General features: G+C 51.5%; 17 protein-coding genes and 1 pseudogene. 10 read left to right on the top strand and 8 right to left on the bottom strand.

All coding sequences use genetic code 11. The features are described from left to right. Nucleotides 1–85 precede the first annotated feature (85 nt). Nucleotides 86–982: a LysR family transcriptional regulator gene (locus ABLU87_RS10305; RefSeq protein ID WP_109241334.1), complete on the bottom strand. Its 897-nt coding sequence runs from the start codon at nucleotides 980–982 to the stop codon at nucleotides 86–88. A gap of 158 nt (nucleotides 983–1140) precedes the next feature. On the opposite strand from ABLU87_RS10305, the gene ABLU87_RS10300 reads away from it, so the two are divergent. After that, nucleotides 1141–2121 (top strand): nitronate monooxygenase, encoded by a 981-nt coding sequence (locus tag ABLU87_RS10300; RefSeq protein WP_014229106.1) that lies wholly within the window; start codon nucleotides 1141–1143, stop codon nucleotides 2119–2121. A 44-nt stretch (nucleotides 2122–2165) separates the two neighbouring features. Here ABLU87_RS10300 and ABLU87_RS10295 read toward each other — a convergent pair whose 3' ends face one another. Both ABLU87_RS10295 and ABLU87_RS10290 read right to left on the bottom strand, forming a co-directional pair. Continuing rightward, complete coding sequence (locus ABLU87_RS10295) at nucleotides 2166–2996, bottom strand: oxidoreductase (RefSeq protein ID WP_025107987.1); 831 nt, start codon at nucleotides 2994–2996, stop codon at nucleotides 2166–2168. Between the two features lie 194 nt (nucleotides 2997–3190). Next, nucleotides 3191–4216: an AraC family transcriptional regulator gene (locus ABLU87_RS10290; RefSeq protein ID WP_109241345.1), complete on the bottom strand. Its 1026-nt coding sequence runs from the start codon at nucleotides 4214–4216 to the stop codon at nucleotides 3191–3193. An 838-nt stretch (nucleotides 4217–5054) separates the two neighbouring features. Between ABLU87_RS10290 and ABLU87_RS10285 the strand changes: the two genes are divergently transcribed. The 4 genes from ABLU87_RS10285 (at nucleotide 5055) to ABLU87_RS10270 (ending at nucleotide 7701) form a co-directional block, all read left to right on the top strand. Then, complete coding sequence (locus tag ABLU87_RS10285; RefSeq protein WP_071532263.1) at nucleotides 5055–5243, top strand: cold-shock protein; 189 nt, start codon at nucleotides 5055–5057, stop codon at nucleotides 5241–5243. 361 nt (nucleotides 5244–5604) lie between these two features. Then, nucleotides 5605–6234 carry a winged helix-turn-helix transcriptional regulator gene (locus tag ABLU87_RS10280; RefSeq protein WP_014838304.1) on the top strand — a complete coding sequence of 210 codons (630 nt, stop codon included), beginning with the start codon at nucleotides 5605–5607 and terminating at the stop codon, nucleotides 6232–6234. A gap of 125 nt (nucleotides 6235–6359) precedes the next feature. Then, nucleotides 6360–6941, top strand: a complete 582-nt coding sequence (locus ABLU87_RS10275) for an outer membrane beta-barrel protein (RefSeq protein WP_025107984.1) — start codon at nucleotides 6360–6362, stop codon at nucleotides 6939–6941. A 196-nt stretch (nucleotides 6942–7137) separates the two neighbouring features. Then, on the top strand, nucleotides 7138–7701 hold the full coding sequence (locus tag ABLU87_RS10270; protein ID WP_014229112.1) for a DUF1440 domain-containing protein: 564 nt from the start codon (nucleotides 7138–7140) through the stop codon (nucleotides 7699–7701). A gap of 54 nt (nucleotides 7702–7755) precedes the next feature. Here ABLU87_RS10270 and ABLU87_RS10265 read toward each other — a convergent pair whose 3' ends face one another. The 3 genes from ABLU87_RS10265 to ABLU87_RS10255 all read right to left on the bottom strand — a co-directional run bounded on the left by ABLU87_RS10265 (nucleotide 7756) and on the right by ABLU87_RS10255 (nucleotide 8790). Continuing rightward, nucleotides 7756–8070, bottom strand: a complete 315-nt coding sequence (locus ABLU87_RS10265) for a PTS cellobiose transporter subunit IIB (protein ID WP_004850294.1) — start codon at nucleotides 8068–8070, stop codon at nucleotides 7756–7758. A gap of 177 nt (nucleotides 8071–8247) precedes the next feature. Next, nucleotides 8248–8439: a hypothetical protein gene (locus ABLU87_RS10260; RefSeq protein WP_004850297.1), complete on the bottom strand. Its 192-nt coding sequence runs from the start codon at nucleotides 8437–8439 to the stop codon at nucleotides 8248–8250. 156 nt (nucleotides 8440–8595) lie between these two features. Continuing rightward, nucleotides 8596–8790: a hypothetical protein gene (locus ABLU87_RS10255; RefSeq protein WP_014229113.1), complete on the bottom strand. Its 195-nt coding sequence runs from the start codon at nucleotides 8788–8790 to the stop codon at nucleotides 8596–8598. Between the two features lie 287 nt (nucleotides 8791–9077). Between ABLU87_RS10255 and umuD the strand changes: the two genes are divergently transcribed. Both umuD and umuC read left to right on the top strand, forming a co-directional pair. Next, on the top strand, nucleotides 9078–9500 hold the full coding sequence (gene umuD, locus ABLU87_RS10250) for a translesion error-prone DNA polymerase V autoproteolytic subunit (RefSeq protein ID WP_004850301.1): 423 nt from the start codon (nucleotides 9078–9080) through the stop codon (nucleotides 9498–9500). Then, entirely contained in the window at nucleotides 9500–10765 is a 1266-nt protein-coding gene (umuC, locus tag ABLU87_RS10245; protein ID WP_080528764.1) for a translesion error-prone DNA polymerase V subunit UmuC, read from the top strand. Before umuD ends, umuC begins: the two co-directional genes overlap by 1 nt. 72 nt (nucleotides 10766–10837) lie before the next feature. On the opposite strand, the gene ABLU87_RS10240 is transcribed toward umuC, so the two are convergent. Both ABLU87_RS10240 and ABLU87_RS10235 read right to left on the bottom strand, forming a co-directional pair. Next, the gene (locus ABLU87_RS10240; protein ID WP_181919032.1) at nucleotides 10838–11929 is read right to left on the bottom strand and encodes an oxidoreductase; all 1092 of its coding nucleotides are present in this window, start codon (nucleotides 11927–11929) and stop codon (nucleotides 10838–10840) included. Next, nucleotides 11922–12665, bottom strand: a complete 744-nt coding sequence (locus tag ABLU87_RS10235; RefSeq protein WP_025107980.1) for a DeoR/GlpR family DNA-binding transcription regulator — start codon at nucleotides 12663–12665, stop codon at nucleotides 11922–11924. The genes ABLU87_RS10240 and ABLU87_RS10235 overlap by 8 nt, the downstream gene beginning before the upstream one ends. A 616-nt stretch (nucleotides 12666–13281) precedes the next feature. Here ABLU87_RS10235 and ABLU87_RS10230 point away from each other — a divergent pair. The 3 genes and pseudogenes from ABLU87_RS10230 to ABLU87_RS10220 form a co-directional block, all read left to right on the top strand. Further along, nucleotides 13282–13902, top strand: a complete 621-nt coding sequence (locus ABLU87_RS10230; protein WP_049082088.1) for a LuxR C-terminal-related transcriptional regulator — start codon at nucleotides 13282–13284, stop codon at nucleotides 13900–13902. Nucleotides 13903–14244: 342 nt separating this feature from the next. Next, nucleotides 14245–15228 carry a zinc transporter ZntB gene (gene zntB / locus ABLU87_RS10225; protein ID WP_004850311.1) on the top strand — a complete coding sequence of 328 codons (984 nt, stop codon included), beginning with the start codon at nucleotides 14245–14247 and terminating at the stop codon, nucleotides 15226–15228. A gap of 277 nt (nucleotides 15229–15505) precedes the next feature. Further along, nucleotides 15506–15670, top strand: a pseudogene (locus ABLU87_RS10220) (hypothetical protein); the annotation flags it as partial.

The raw sequence follows: 15670 nt of genomic DNA, 5'->3' as shown, positions 1-15670 counted from the left end.
AGTGGGGCGCGGATCGTTGACTGGGTTTAAGGCAGTAACCGCAAGCATTTATCAATCATTGTGGTTTTTCACGGGGATGAGTGCCTTAATCCCGTTTTTCCAATAAGCTTTCTAACCACTCGGTAAACACCCGCACTTTGCGTGAGAGATGGCGGTGCGGATACAGAAGTGACAATTTGCGATCGGGGGTAGGGTTGTCAGGTAAGACTTCCACTAACAGGCCGCGATCGAGATAAGGCTGTAAAAAAACGTTCATTCCCTGGACTAATCCCAGCCCTGCCAGGCCTGCCGATAAATAGGTTTCAGAGTTATCGATGACCAGCTTGCCGGGAAGCGTCATTTCAACAGTTCCTTCTGGCGTAGAAAACGTCCACGGCATAATTTGTCGGCTGCTGCTGTTAATCCAGTTGATGGCCTGATGCTGCTGTAGATCCTCCAGCGTTTGCGGCACACCGTGGCTGGCAATATAGGACGGGCTGGCGCAGGTCGTCATTTTAATATTGCCTAACTTACGGGCGATATAGTCCCCGTCGTCCAGTTCCCCCACCCGCAGTAAGCAATCAAGACCATCGCGCAGCATATCCCGGCGGAGGTCTGAGCTACTGAGGATGATTTCGACGCCAGGGTGCTGGCGATAAAAATCAGGCAGATGGGGGACGACCAATAACGTCGCAAAAGCGACGGGCATATCCACGTGAAGCTGGCCGTGTAATATGCTATCGCTCCCAAACGACTCCAGCAGCGCATCTGCCTGGGCCAGTAAAGGTTTACTCTGCCGATAAAACGCTTCGCCGTCAGGCGTCAGGTTGATGCGCCGCGTTGTTCGCTGCATCAAACGCGTGCCGCAGTGCTGCTCAAGCAGCTGCAATGCCTTAGTGACGGCAGGACGATGAATCTGCAGGTTCTCCGCTGCCTGAGTAAAGCTACCGGACTCGACAATTTCAATAAAAATGCGAATCGATTCAAAGAGGTTTATTTGCATAGCGGGCTTCTTTTGCCGGGATCGGGATATCACATTGTTACTGATTTTATAATAGTGATGCACTTTTTTGGCTATTTTTCTAAATAATATAACGTCCTACACTCCTTCCATCATGAAACTGAACCGCTCCATAGCGCTATTGTGAAGGATATTACTCCATGAAAAATAACCGAATCTGCCAGATCCTGAATATAGAAAAACCTGTTATTCAGGGGCCGTTATCGTGGTTGACCGATGCCCGTTTAGTCGCCGCTGTCAGCAATGCCGGCGGGCTTGGTGTGCTGGGGCCGAATGCCGGTTTAACCGCTGAGACCGCGGTGTCCACGCCGGAAGAAACCGCCGAAAAAATGCGTGAAGAGATCCGCAAAACCAAACGGCTGACCGAAAAACCTTTCGGCGTGAACCTGATCCCCGCGGCTGAAAACGATATCTGGACCCCGCCTATTTTGCAGGTGATAAAAGAAGAGGGTGTCAGGGCCGTGGTGTATACCGGCTACGGTGAAGGAGCGCTCATACCGGCGCTGTTCAACGAATTAAAAGAGGCGGGCATTGCTATCATCTATCGCGATATTAACCCGACGCCTGAAAATACCCGCCTTGCTGAAGAAGCGGGCGCCGATATCATCGTCGCGACCGGCTTTGATGAGGGAGGAACATTGCCGGGGACCGCGCTGGGAACCTTTTCTATCGTGCCGCTGATCGCCGATGCGGTGAAGCGTGTTCCGGTGATGGCCGCGGGCGGTATTACCGACAAGCGCACCGCCAGAGCGGCGCACGCGCTCGGCGCTGAAGGGATATTTGCCGGTTCGGTTTTTATCGCGACGGAAGAAAGCAGAGTGCCGCGGTCGGTCAAAAATAAAATTATTGCCGCCAGTGGCCTGGATTTGCTGCTTTTCCGCACGCTGCCCCATTACTATCGCTCTCTGCCGGGCAGACTGGCCGAAAAACTGGTGGCGATGGATAAAGCCGGCGCCAGCAACGAGGCGCTCGGTGAAGCAATGGGGGGGTTACGCGGCCTGCGCGTCGGCATGCTGGAAGGCAATGCCGATGAGGGCTATATCGCGCTCGGCACGGGTATCGGCAGCATCCGCAGCGTCAAAAGCGTAGCGGAAGTGGTCGACGCGTTAACCGTGAGTTAGTGCTCCCCAAGAGACGCAGGCCGTTCAGCTAAATCATCCGCTTGTTAGCGTGTCTGACTGAGAATAATACGGTCGAATATACGGTCGCCCAGCCAGACGCGCAGACAGATAAGCATTTTTGCAAACCTACCCGCGGCATAGCGCGTACGTGGGTTCTTACTGTTAATGGCGCTTGAAACGACATCCGCGATAACCTTCGGATCGCTGCCTGTCCCGTGCCCGTAAGTTTTTTTGATCGACGCGGCCACCATTTTCACCAGTTGGCCATAGGGGCCACTGTGTGAACGTTTGACGATGCTTTCGCTGGCAGCATCACCGAAGCCTGTCTCTATCACCCCCGGCTCGACGATCGTGACCTTAATCCCAAATCCGGCGACCTCCAGGCGCAGGCAGTCTGACCATCCTTCGAGCGCGTGTTTTGTGGCGTGGTACCAGGCACCAAGGATGCTGTACATCTTCCCTCCCATCGAGGAGATGTTGACAATATGCCCGCTACGTCTGGCCCGCATTGCAGGGAGCAGTAGCTGCGTCAGCCGTGCGGCACCAAAGAGGTTAACCTCAAATTGATAGCGTGCTTCATCAATACCGATCTCTTCTACGGGTCCATACAGGCCAAAGCCTGCATTATTGATCAGGACATCCACTCCCCCGGTTTGCGACAGAATGGCGTTTACACAGGAGACAATCTCCTCATCCCTGGCTATATCCATCCGTAACGGCTGTGCGCCAAGTTCGGCCAGATCGGCCATTTTATCGATGCTACGGGCGGCAACATATACCTGGTAACCATCCTGAATCAGGCGACGGGCAATAGCTTTGCCCATCCCTGACGATGCGCCGGTGACCAGCGCGGTTTTCTTTTCCGGAGCGAACATAAGGACCTCGTTTCATGGACTGGCTACAGTTTGCCTGCAGACAGGCTCTTTTCATCTGGCCTTATGCGCCAGTACGCTTGCTAACGGCGCCATTCGCTTCAGATCAGAAAGGAAGCCGCCTTCTGTGGAAACGACAGGAGGTAACGCGATTCTTATGGCAAGTCGGTGCTTAACAACCGCGTCATCTCGTTTGTTTAACCTGAGGAGTTCTTTCCATTAAGACGCATGCTCCCTCTGACGGTTTCCGGCGTCTGTCCGGTCCAGGCCATAAATGCGCGATAGAAGGAGTTTGGATCTTCAAAGCCAAGCAGGAATGCAATCTCATAGCCGGAGAGATGGGTATGACTCAGATAGTGCCGCGCCAGGTTCTCCCGGCAAATATTGACCAATGTACGAAAATTTCCTCCCTCACTTTCAAGTCTGCGCTGAAGCGTACGTTTGCTCATACCGAGACGCTCCGCCGTTTTCTCAATAGTGGCTTCGTTACCGGGAAGAAGCTCAAGAAGTACCGCCTGTACGCGTTCAGTTGTTGAGGCCGTTTCATCTAACGTGCTGAGACGGCGGCGCAGCTCTGGTTCAAATATTTGCCACATTCCTTCGTTCACCGTTAAAAACGGGCGGAGGGCATCAGCGGCGGAAAAGCTGATGGCCGGTTTTGCTCCATACGCTACGGCGGTACCGAAAAAGCGGGTAAGGTGGCCGTCCTGTATTCTGGCGGGAAGCTGAGGGAGCGTGACTTTCACTGCTGTGACCGGTTCGCGAGTGGCAAGTTTTAGCAGCCGCAGTAAGAAAGCAAGTTCTGCTATCTGCAGGGACGGAGGAATGTTTGTCGCTGACAGCCAGCGCGGTGAAACGGTAAGGATGCCGCTGTGTTCTACAACTATTTCCAGAACCATTGGGGCAATGAGTTGCTTATATCTGGCCAGTCGCTGAACTGCCTGCATCATGTTGGTGCTGCATAGTGCGGCGAAAAGCGGGGGATCAAAGATTTCAGCAGAGACTCTTTCTACCAGTGGTAAGGGAAAAGCAGGATCGTTTGTTTCTACCTCAAGGGCGCGCCAGAAACGAATATACTCCTCGATATTAAGGCCGCGCTCTGTCCTCGAAAACGTGTCGTCGGGCAATCCTGCTTTGCGTAGTAGATGTTGAGGCTCTAAACCCGCATCTTTTAGCAGCGCTTTCCAGCCGATATTGAGAGAGAAAGTACGGTTATGTGCCATTGTCAGGTTTCCGCAGGATGAGTGTTGTCAGGGAGCGAATCTTTTCCCGGAGAAGAGCATAACGTTTCAATCCTGGCGGTAACATTCATAAAGCGCCACAATTGTGGCAAATCACGCCAAATGAGAGGCGGCTGTACACCTTCCCGGGGTCATCGGGTCATCCCTGGGCGGCCTCTCCAGCCTGGGCCCTGGATTCATTCGCGTTACCAGCTCGCTAGCTGGCGAACATCGTGGCGTGAAAATAAAGCTTGCTATCAATCGCCATCTGTGTGATCAATAGCAAGTTGATTTACTACACAGATGCGGTAATAAACGGTTTAGCGAAGCAGTTCTCATCTCAAGCGTTATCCATAGATAATCCTTCTTTAGACTCTCCTTATCGTGATTAATTAAGCTCTGTGACGCGAATAATGTTAAAGTTTTTTGAACCTGCGACAACGATGACGGTCTAAACCCGAGTAGACAGGCTCAGAAGCTGGCGCAAACGGTGATAGTGAAGGAAAGTCCTTGTATCTCCCGTTTAGCGTGAAAAGTGCATAAGAGATAGCGTTATCCCAAAGCACACGATTATTTTATTGAAATCTACCGAACATTACGTGCCCTCGGGCAAACTAAGAAATTAACAACATTAAAAAATCGCTGGTGCAGTAATAGAGTTCAGTCTGAAGTGCGCTTCAGATGTTTCTATAAGAAGTAATGACAATGATGTCATTGTTATTCTCAACCATTCAGAGCAGCGTTTTTACGCTGTGACAGAAAAGCCGGGAAGGCGTTTTCTGTGAAATATGGCTAAATGTCCCTGCGGTAGAGAATGTTGTAGCAAAAAGAGGCTAACATCATGATTGACCACATTCATTTCAGATGCCCATGCTGTCATGGGTCACAGTACAGAACATCCACCTACGATGTTTCTGAAAAAAATCCGTTTGGCGCGAAATGCATTTTTTGTAAATCCGCAATGATTACATTTGATAACATCGCACCGCATATTTCCAGAAACTCGGCATCGCTGGCGTTACGGAAGTAAGAAAAGGCCCCGAAAAGGGCCTTTGATATCTGCAAATACCCTAAATAATTCGAGTTGCTTAAAGGCGGCCAGGGCGTGAGCTTCAAGAAGCATAGATAACGCCTTATCCCGGCGGCCCGTAAGGGCGAGGCTCATGGATGAACCGAGTAAACACATAAGCCGCTTGAAGTATGACGGGTATAGTAAGCATTATTACCATTTTGATCGGGCTGCCTGCGGGCAGCTTTTTAGTTTGTTTAAATTTAAATCACGCCGTACTTTTCTTCTCTTTGCCGATGTGCGTCAATGCGCAGCTACGCAATTCTTACGGAAATCTTGTTGCGTTCTATAATTCTTAAACCAGAACTAATCAGGTATTTCTATGCATATCCTACCGCCCGTCCGCCCGGAAGAGAGTATCCAGCGCTTAACGGCGCTCCTGACGCCAATTGCTGAAAAAATGGTCGTTGTGCCGCGGAAACGCATGACCTGGACGCATAAAAATCAACCGCAGTTGTTCCTTTTCCTTGACGGCGAGCTCTCCATACTCCGGGCCTCGGACGGTCTGTTGATTGTCACGGTTTACCACCCACACCTGTTTGGTATTGCCGAGATGATCCAGCCGGTACGCGGCCATCAGCTGCGTGCGGAAACCGAATCGACAATACTGCGCGTTGATGCGCAAAAAGCGATGGAAGCCTTTCGCCAGCACGGCGTTTGGGAAGACGTCGCCTCACTGTTGTCGTACCACACGGCTTATCTTTTTTATCGCGACGCGCTCGTCGTACAGCAGCGAACCTACGCCGTTATCCGCAATCATTTGCAGGAAATGGGCCAGCTACCCGAAGAGACCCGGATGCGGGTCTCTATCCTGGATTATATCCAGGAACGTACGCACTTATCACGCAGCAGTGTATTAAACGTGTTGTCGGCGTTAAAAAGTGGTAATTATATTGCTTTTAAACGGGGAGGGTATTTGACGGGGGTGAATAAATTACCCGAGCGTTTTTAGCGCTGGCAGTTTGTCCAAAATTAAATAATAAAACGATTATCAGCGCGATGCTAATATTCTATTGTAGGCCCACTTAACTTTTGACGATGACATTTATTCGACAACGGGTCGACAATGGGATGATTATGAAGAAGACGCTTATTACGTTAATTATTGCTCATACTTTTACGGCGACTGCCGCTTTTGCTGCTGCGGAGACTGGAACCTGGTACGCGGGGTCTAAATTTGGCTGGTCGCACTACGGCGACTCCAGCACCGATCGGCAAGTCGATGTTGACCGTGATAACGTCGGCGGCGGTGTGTTTACCGGCTATCAGATTAACCCCTGGCTGGCGATTGAAGGTGGATATGACTATTTAGGGAATATGGGCATCAATGGTCGCCATGGCGCAGCCGGTTCGCAAATGAAAAGTCAGGGGCTACAGCTTTCGTTGAAGGCCAGCTACAGCCTGACCAGCGACTGGGATCTGTACGGCCGGGCCGGCCTGATGGGCTACCGTGCGGAATCCGATGTGAATGGAAAAAATCGATTTGATACGGGCGTGCGTCCGGTGCTGGCTTTCGGTACCGAATATGCCTTTAATGACAGATGGTCGGGGCGCCTGGAGTACCAGTGGGTCAACAATGTGGGTAACGAAAACCAAATTGGCGTGAGCAGCGATGTGAGCTCCGTGATGGCCGGCATTAGCTACCGCTTTGGGCAATAAACGCATCGTACGGGAAGAGTCTCCTTTGAATAAAAGGGGCTCTTTATCTGCTAATGGTATACCTATGGTCATAATTACAGTATAGAACTGGTAGCCACAGGACCCGATAAAGTGTGATCGTGATCAACATTGATAATCGCCAATGCCTTTAAATATGATACAGGGAAAATAAATGTAATATATTAATGGTGATTTTATGGCAATTAAGGATTTTTTTAAACAGACCACACCTGGACGCCGTCGTTATGGCGTAGCATTATTTGTCGGGGTAGTGGCAGGGATTATGTCGGCATTTGTTAAATGGGGCGCTGAAGTTCCTTTACCGCCGCGTACTTTCTCCGGTGGCAGAGATGAATTTAACCCACCTTATCTTTTCTTACGCGACTATCTGGGCATTGACCCGACGCATACGGTTTATACTTTTTCCGAACACATCATCAATCCGGTGATGGTTACGCATATTATATTCTCATTGGTATTTGCCGTTGGCTATTGTGTCGTCGCGGAGGTCTTTCCGAAAGTTAAATTATGGCAGGGGGTATGGGCCGGGATTGTCGCAACCATCGCCGTACACTGGATTTCCTTTCCGTTACTGGGCCTGACCCCCTCTTTATTGAATATTCCTGCCGATGAATATATTTCGGAACTGGTGGGGCATATTTTTTGGTTCTGGGCCATTGAGATGATTCGTCGCGATCTTCGCAACCGCATCACCCACGAACCGGACGCTGAAGTGCCTCTTGACGCGCCGTTCAGATAATTAATCCCCACAGAGCCCGCGATCTCGCGGGTTGTGTGGGGCGGGACGTAGAGATCAGGACAGAGATGAAGGCATTGTATTCAGCGCGAAGTTGAGGATCTTCTCGCCATCAAATGAGGCATAGGGCAAGCTTTCAATCACGGCAATTTCTTGTGGTAAATGCAGTGCGCTAATAAATTGTTCAACCTTATACTGGATATGCGGCGCAACCAGTACGCCATCATAGGCAGGCGCGACGCTAAAGAAATTTTCAACCCCAACGGCGCTGATTAATAAATCTAATTGCCGATCGTCAGCAATTTTTTGCATTTTGCGGGCAATAATCCCTGCCGTTTCGCCAAACAGACAGCATATTAATAGTTTTTTCACGATTTAACCCTCGGTGAGATAGCGAAGCTACACTATTCCTCCTTTACTCACGAAAATGCGCGATGTATCAATATTTGAGGTTAATTTCTGCGGATATTTTTATTATGATGGAGAGCATCACAGATGCGAAAAACGTATGCCTCTGTGATGCTGTGAATGGCAGGGATGACTCTCAGGCTACCTTTTTTTACGTGAAATCAGGAAGCGATCGCCGGCTCGCGTGAGCTTCGTTCCATTTGTACAGTACTCGATAGCAAAATTAAAAAACTCATCAGAGTCGAGCTCGAAATCCAGTTCGAGTTTAATGGCGTCGCCGGACTGCAGAAGCTGCTTTGCCTGTTCCAGATTGCTGGCTTTTACTGTTCCCATCTCTTCACCTCGTTTTAGCGCTGGTGGCGTCCGGGGGCTATCCTACAGGCTTTGTTTTACGATCGCGTGACACGGCTTATTATTTGCGCTTTCTGCCGTTCGCCAGCCGTTGCCATCGCTATGGATAAGCCGATAGCGATGGTCCGGGGTTCAATCTCAGTCGACGTTATTGAAGTAGTCCCGCGCCGCCGCCTCAACGTTCTTTGCCTCAATGCCCGTTTTCTCGGTGATTGAGGCAATAAACGGTTTGAACTTCTCCGTCATCACATGACCTCCGTCCCAATGAGCGACATAAAAACGGCACTGATAACGATAAAAGTGGAGAGTTTTGTCTCCTAACGTGTAATACATATGAATCTCCGGTTCAGTATGTCGGGTGGACAACAACAAGCGATGAGCAAAGCACGCATCAACGGATTCTATCCTCCTCCCAATTTGCGGAAATTTCCAGCATGCCGTACAAAACCATCTGGAATACGTAGGGAGAGGCATTCTCCAGCCCCGTGCTATGCAACGCCTTACGCAAAATTCAGCGCAACTTCAACGGCTTCACGCCAATCTCCGACAGGCGACTTGAAAAACTCAGATGAACTATCGATACTGTATAAAAACACAGTATTATAACGGGTGAATCTATTATGTTGTTCTATAAACCGGTTGAGTTGCGTCAGATCGTGTCGATTCCGCTGTTTAGTGACCTTGTCCCATGCGGTTTTCCCAGCCCTGCGCAGGATTATATTGAGAAGGGAATCGATCTCAATGAGCTTTGTATCAGCCATCCCGCGGCAACCTATTTTGTCATGGCGACAGGCACCTCAATGGTGGATGCCGGTATTTATGAAGGTACGCTGCTGGTGGTGGATCGCGGCCTGAAAGCGAAGCATGGGGATATCATCATTGCCTCAGTCGACGGTGAATACACGGTTAAGCGTCTTTGTACGCACCCCATCATGCAGCTCTTGCCGATGAACCCGGATTTTCCGCCAATTGTGCTGCGCAACGACGGTGAAGCGCTGGAGATTTTTGGCGTTGTCACTTTCAGCATCAACAGGCTCCGCTGATGTTTGCCCTGGTCGATGTGAATTCATTTTACGCCAGCTGTGAAATAGCCTTTCGCCCTGACTTACGCGGGCGTCCGGTGGTGGTGTTAAGCAATAACGATGGCTGCGTCATCGCCAGAAACCACGAGGCGAAACTGCTGGAAATTCCAATGGGCGCGCCGTATTTCAAAGTGAAATCACAGTTTGAACGTCATCAGGTAGCGGTGTTTAGCAGCAACTATGCCCTTTATGGCGATATGTCCCATCGCGTCATGACGATTCTCGAAGAACTGGCGCCCGCGGTGTATCAATATTCCATTGATGAAGCGTTTGTAAATTTGACCGGGATCCATCGTTCTGAGGAGCTTGAGGCGTTTGGTCGCCACGTGCGTAGTACATTACTCCAGAGTACCGGCTTGACGGTAGGGGTCGGGATCGGGCCGACGAAAACCCTGGCCAAGCTGGCGAATTATGCGGCCAAAAGGTGGCCAAAATTCGAGGGCGTTGTCGATCTCTCATTGCCGGCCAGGCAGAGAAAACTGCTGGAGAAGGTTGCCGTCGGTGAAATCTGGGGAGTGGGGCGACGCATTGCGAAAAAGCTCAATGACATGGGGATTACGACGGCTCTTCAGCTGGCCGAGACGCCCGCTCCGCTGATCAGAAAACATTTCAGCGTTGTAATGGAGCGCACCGTGCGGGAGCTGAGAGGCGAGCCGTGTCTTGAACTGGAAGAGTATATGCCGACTAAACAGCAAATTATCTGCTCGCGTTCCTTTAGTCAGAAGGTGATTGAATACGGGGCGATGCGCGAAGCCGTCTGCAGCCATGCGGTCCGCGCCGCCGAGAAGCTGCGCGCGGAGCACCAGTACTGCCGCTATGTTTCGGTCTTTGTGAAGACCAGTCCGTTTGCGGGTCATGAAGTCTATTACAGCAAAGACGCCGGCACGAAAATCCACATCCCGACGCAGGATAGCCGGGATATCGTCGCTGCGGCGCTAAAATGCCTGGATACTATCTGGCGGGAGGGATGCCGATATCAAAAGTGTGGCGTGATGCTGGGCGATTTCTTTAGCCAGGGAGTGGCGCAGTTAGGCCTGTTTGACGACTATCAGCCGCGAGCGAATAGCGAACAGCTGATGACGGTGCTTGATTTAGTGAACCGACGTGAAAAAGGCCAGCTCTGGTTTGCCGGGCAGGGAATCGAGCGCAGCTGGGAGATGAAACGGCATATGCTGTCGCCAGCCTACACCACCCGATTCAGCGATTTGCTGCGGGTGAAATTGTAGGCTGGTATGAAAGGGAGTGGTTATCCGGAGCAGCGCTCCGGACGACAAACCGTCAAACATATCGCGCAGCGCTTATTTCAGGCCCGCCAGTTCATCGGCGGTCAGCGCTAAAGTTTGCGTTGTCCCGCTTTCGGCAGACTGCGCTGCGGCTTCCAGTACCGCCATGACGGCGAGCGCTTCTAAGGGCGATACCGGGTTGCTGATTTTGCCGGTCAGCGCATCGCGGACGTGAATATAGTACTGCCGCTGATCGCCTCGTGGCGCGCTGATTTCACTGGCGCGCAGGTTGGCATCAAACACCACCAGGCTATCGTCATCTTCGCCCCAGCTTTCGCTGCCCGGGACCACGCCCGCCAGCAGCTGGCTCTCCTGCTGGTCAGCGCGTTGTTTGACGACGCTACCTTTATCACCATGGACGGTAAAGCGGGATACGCCGCCCGCGACCAGCATGCTGCAGTGCAGAACCACTTTGTGCTGCGGATAGTTCAGCACCACGTGCGCCCAGTCGTTGATTTCCGCGCCTTCACGCAGGGTGGCGATATTCCCCTGCACCGACTGCGGCAGGCCGAACAGCTGCAGCGTCTGGTCGATCAGATGCGGACCTAAATCAAACCACAGGCCGCTGCCCGGTACGTTCTGCTCCCGCCAGCGGACGCGTACTTCCGGGCGGAATCGGTCGAAATGGGATTCAAAATGTTTAACTTTGCCGATGAGCCCCTGTTCGATAACCTGCTTCACGCCCAGATAATCGCTGTCCCAGCGGCGGTTATGGAATACCGACAGCACCCGCTGTTTCTCTTCCGCGAGGGCAATTAGTTCGCGAGCCTCCTGCATATCGAGGGTAAAGGGTTTGTCGACGACGACGTGCTTGCCGGCGTGTAAAGCCAGACGGGCAAGCGGAGCATGGGTTGCATTAGGAGAGGCGATAACCACCAGATCGACATCCGGATGCTGGATGGCCTCTTCAGGCGATGCGATGACGGTGACGTCTGGCAGGTCACGTTTCACTTTCTCTTCATCACGCGAGGCGACAATCGCCAGATTCAGGCCGTCGACGGACTGGATCAGCGGGGCGTGAAAAGTTTTGCCGACGAAGCCGTAGCCAATCAGGGCAATATTAATGTTCTTACCGGTAGTCATAAGCATCTCCGCGTTATTAAGCATCAGCGATATGGAGCTGTATTGAGTCGTTATCCTTCAGTTCGTCCCAGGGGCGATCGAGGAAGAGCTGATGGATGTCGGCGAGTCCGGCAACCAGCCAGGGCTCGCAGTGATTTAGTTTCATATGATCGGCCACCAGCCAATGTTCCGCGCTGGCCGCCAGCATGGCGCGCTTGACTTCAGCATCCGCCTCCTGACTGGCGCTGAGGCCGAGGTCGGCGTGGAGCGCGCAGGTGCCGAGAACAGCGATATCCGCCCGATAGCGTTCCAGCAGCGAAACCGTAGCGCTACCGGCAAACAGGCGCTGCTGCATATCCCATTTCCCTCCCAGCAAAATAAGCTGAATATCCGCACGGGTGCTGAAGTGCTGGGCAATATCTAAAGAGGGGGTGATGACCGTCATTGGACCCTGTATCTGGGTGGCGACGGCCAGCACGGTGCTCCCGGCGTCAAGAAACAGCGTGGATCCGCCGGGGATCTTCTCCGCCACCATTTTACCTAAGCGCTTCTTGGTATCCGGTAGCAGGGTGTTCCTGTTCTGCCGATTCATGGCGGAGAGATTGAGCGCGATAGCGCCGCCGTGGTTTTTCTGGGCGAGCCCCTGTTTTTCGAGGTCGCTAAGATCCCGGCGCAGCGTATCTGCAGAAACCTGCAGTCTGTCTACCAGCTCACTGATCGTGATCTGGCCTTTTTCACTAAGGATCTCAATGAGATATTTTTGCCTGGCCGTTTTATGCATCGTTTGAACCCGCAAAATGCTGCAATAACTTGCATAATACAGCATTTTGCGGAAAAAGAAATCTTCACAACGCGCGGCCGCGGGGATGAGTTAATGAAGACTTTTATACGGGATGGCTAGATCAAGGGCTGAAATCACCGTTTGAATCCACGTGACGTCGAGGCGATAAGTCGGGATTGCAGAAAAAGACAAGAGATGAATAGTCTAAAATGATACCGAGAAATAACTTGAGTTAATGAGTGTGTTTATATCAAAATTCACTATCAGCAGCGATAGCGCTGGTTTTTGCTAGCGCTTCGTCGTGAGCTGGACTTGCTGGCGACGGTCCGGTTGGCAGAAATATAATGCATATGGATGGCATGACGTTTTCTCACTATTTCCGTTTGGATTGAATGCTGAAAATATTAATCCCGGATGGGCACCTCGAAGTTAATTGGTGAGGGGAATGCCCGTCACGCCAGATAGCTATTTTACTTAAAGTTCGTTGAGTGCCCGTTCTCAGGTCAAAAAATAATGTTTATTTATATCGTGTTTTTTAAAACGACGATAGCTGTACTGTGCGTATCGTTAGCTATCTGGATAATACTTGATTTACTTTCGTCAGCAGGCTAAATCGATGTTGAATATTGTTATTAAAAATAATAACCAGTTCTTTAATTTGGGATTTCATTTTTTATTGCAAGCGCTCTTCCCGGAATACTCGTTCTCTACACAGGTCTCCGCATCGCTTAACGAACGGCTCGTGCGTGATGCAGACGTCGTCGTACTGGATTTATGCCGCGGAGAAGAGTTCGTATGTCATCCAGAGTTGTTAAACCGTAAACCGGGATTGCTGATCGGCGTGGTTGCCAGGCTAAATCATCGAGGGAGAGGCGCTTTGCCGCTCTGCTTGAAGGAGATAGTTTTTGTTGGGCGCGATGAGAAGCTCTCTCAGGTTATTGCGAAAATTAAACTTTCATGGGTTCTGACGCCTCCGTCAGCAAAAGAAAAGCTGGCGCTCCGGTGCGATAGTTGCCCGCAGAGGACGCTTTCCCCGCAGCAGAGAATCATCGCGGCGGCAATTTATCAGGGGTTAACGGTGAACACGATTGCCAGAAAGCTATCGCTTTGCAATAAAACGGTTTTTGCCCACAAGCGTCTTATTATGTCTAAATTCGATCTACGCAATGATTTAGACCTCGTACTATTGCTGCGTCATCTGGATAACGCACGCTGGGTTGCGAAAGATAATTCTTAAACTTGCAAACCGGCAAGATCGCTCTATTCTTATTTTGTTTACTAAAATGGAGGAAAAAGCAATGTGTACTAATTTGCATGACAACGCTCGTCAATACGCAGAAGAGAAAAAATGAACGGCTCCTGCTAGCCTGCCTTCCCGTCAGCCCAGCGTCTGGCGGCAGGTGATAATGCAGGCTAGACACCGTATTGCAAAGTTCATCAGCAACCCGCCGCCGGCGGGTTCTTTTTTTCAGCCCTCCCGCTTTTCGCCAGTGAATTCAGCAGCATGCCCTGATTAGCTCTTGCGTAACCGTCGCGTAAGGCTAGACTACGGAAATGTGCATGAGTTAACGGAGGTCCAGTGGACGCCATTAAGGGATCGGAACTGAACGTGCCGGATGCCGTTTTTGCCTGGGTGTTCGACGGGCAGGGCGGCGTAAAGCCGTTGGTCGACAGTGACACCATTGATAAAGAGCATCCTTGTTGGCTGCATCTCAACTATACCCATGTGGATAGCGCGGAATGGCTGGCATCGACGCCGCTGCTGCCCAATAACGTGCGTGACGCGTTGGCCGGGGAGAGCACTCGTCCGCGAGTGACGAGGATTGGCGATGGGGCGTTAATCACGCTGCGCTGCATCAATGGCAGTACCGATGAGCGCCCGGACCAGCTGGTCGCGATGCGTCTTTATATGGATGAGCGCTTGATTGTCTCCACCCGGCAGCGCAAAGTCCTGGCGCTCGACGATGTACTCGGCGATTTGCGCGAGGGCAACGGTCCGGTTGACGGCGGCGGCTGGCTGGTGGAGGTCTGCGATGCGCTGACCGATCACGCCAGCGAGTTTATCGAGCAGCTTCACGACCGGATTATCGATCTGGAAGATGATTTATTGGATCAGCAGGTTCCGCCGCGCGGTTTCCTGGCGCTGTTGCGTAAACAGCTTATCGTCATGCGCCGCTATATGGCGCCGCAGCGCGATGTGTATGCCAGATTAGCCAGCGAGCGTCTGCCGTGGATGACGGACGATCATCGGCGCCGGATGCAGGACATTGCCGAACGTCTGGGGCGAGGTCTGGATGAGATTGATAGCTGCATCGCCCGCACGGCGATTATGAGCGATGAGATCGCGCAGATTATGCAGGAGTCGCTATCGCGAAGAACCTATACGATGTCGTTGATGGCCATGGTTTTTCTGCCCAGTACCTTTTTAACCGGTCTCTTTGGCGTCAACCTCGGCGGCATTCCCGGCAATAGCTGGCATATGGGTTTTGCCATTTTCTGCCTAATGTTAGTCGTTCTCATTGGGGGTGTTACATGGTGGTTGCATCGTAGTAAATGGCTGTAAAGAATCGTCTTTTGTCGCGATGATGATGGTGAAAACCCGGCAATGTTTGAGCGAAATCAATAAACCATCTACCCATTCAGGGCAATATCTCTCTCGCAGGTGAATGCAACGTCAAGCGATGGGCGTTGCGCTCCATATTGTCTTACTTCCTTTTTTGAATTACTGCATAGCACAATTGATTCGTACGACGCCGACTTTAATGAGTCGGCTTTTTTTTGCGCTCTGTTTCTCAGCTTCTACGCTTAACGGGTGTACCCGCCCACAACCGGGAGTCAATATGCGTAATAAACAGCTGAACTCAATTCCCATTCCGCCGGAACCCAACGATCCGGTACCGGTCCACGATCCCAAACCTCGCCCACGCCCGTTACCCGACCCGCCGCCTGACGATGAGCCGATTAAATTGTCGCATCGGGAGCGGAGATCTGCGACGATACGCGCC

Origin of the sequence: Klebsiella sp. CB_Kp196 (assembly GCF_040061575.1) — a bacterium.
Classification (GTDB): Bacteria; Pseudomonadota; Gammaproteobacteria; order Enterobacterales; family Enterobacteriaceae; genus Klebsiella; species Klebsiella michiganensis.
This window is presented reverse-complemented; position numbering and strand designations above follow the sequence as displayed.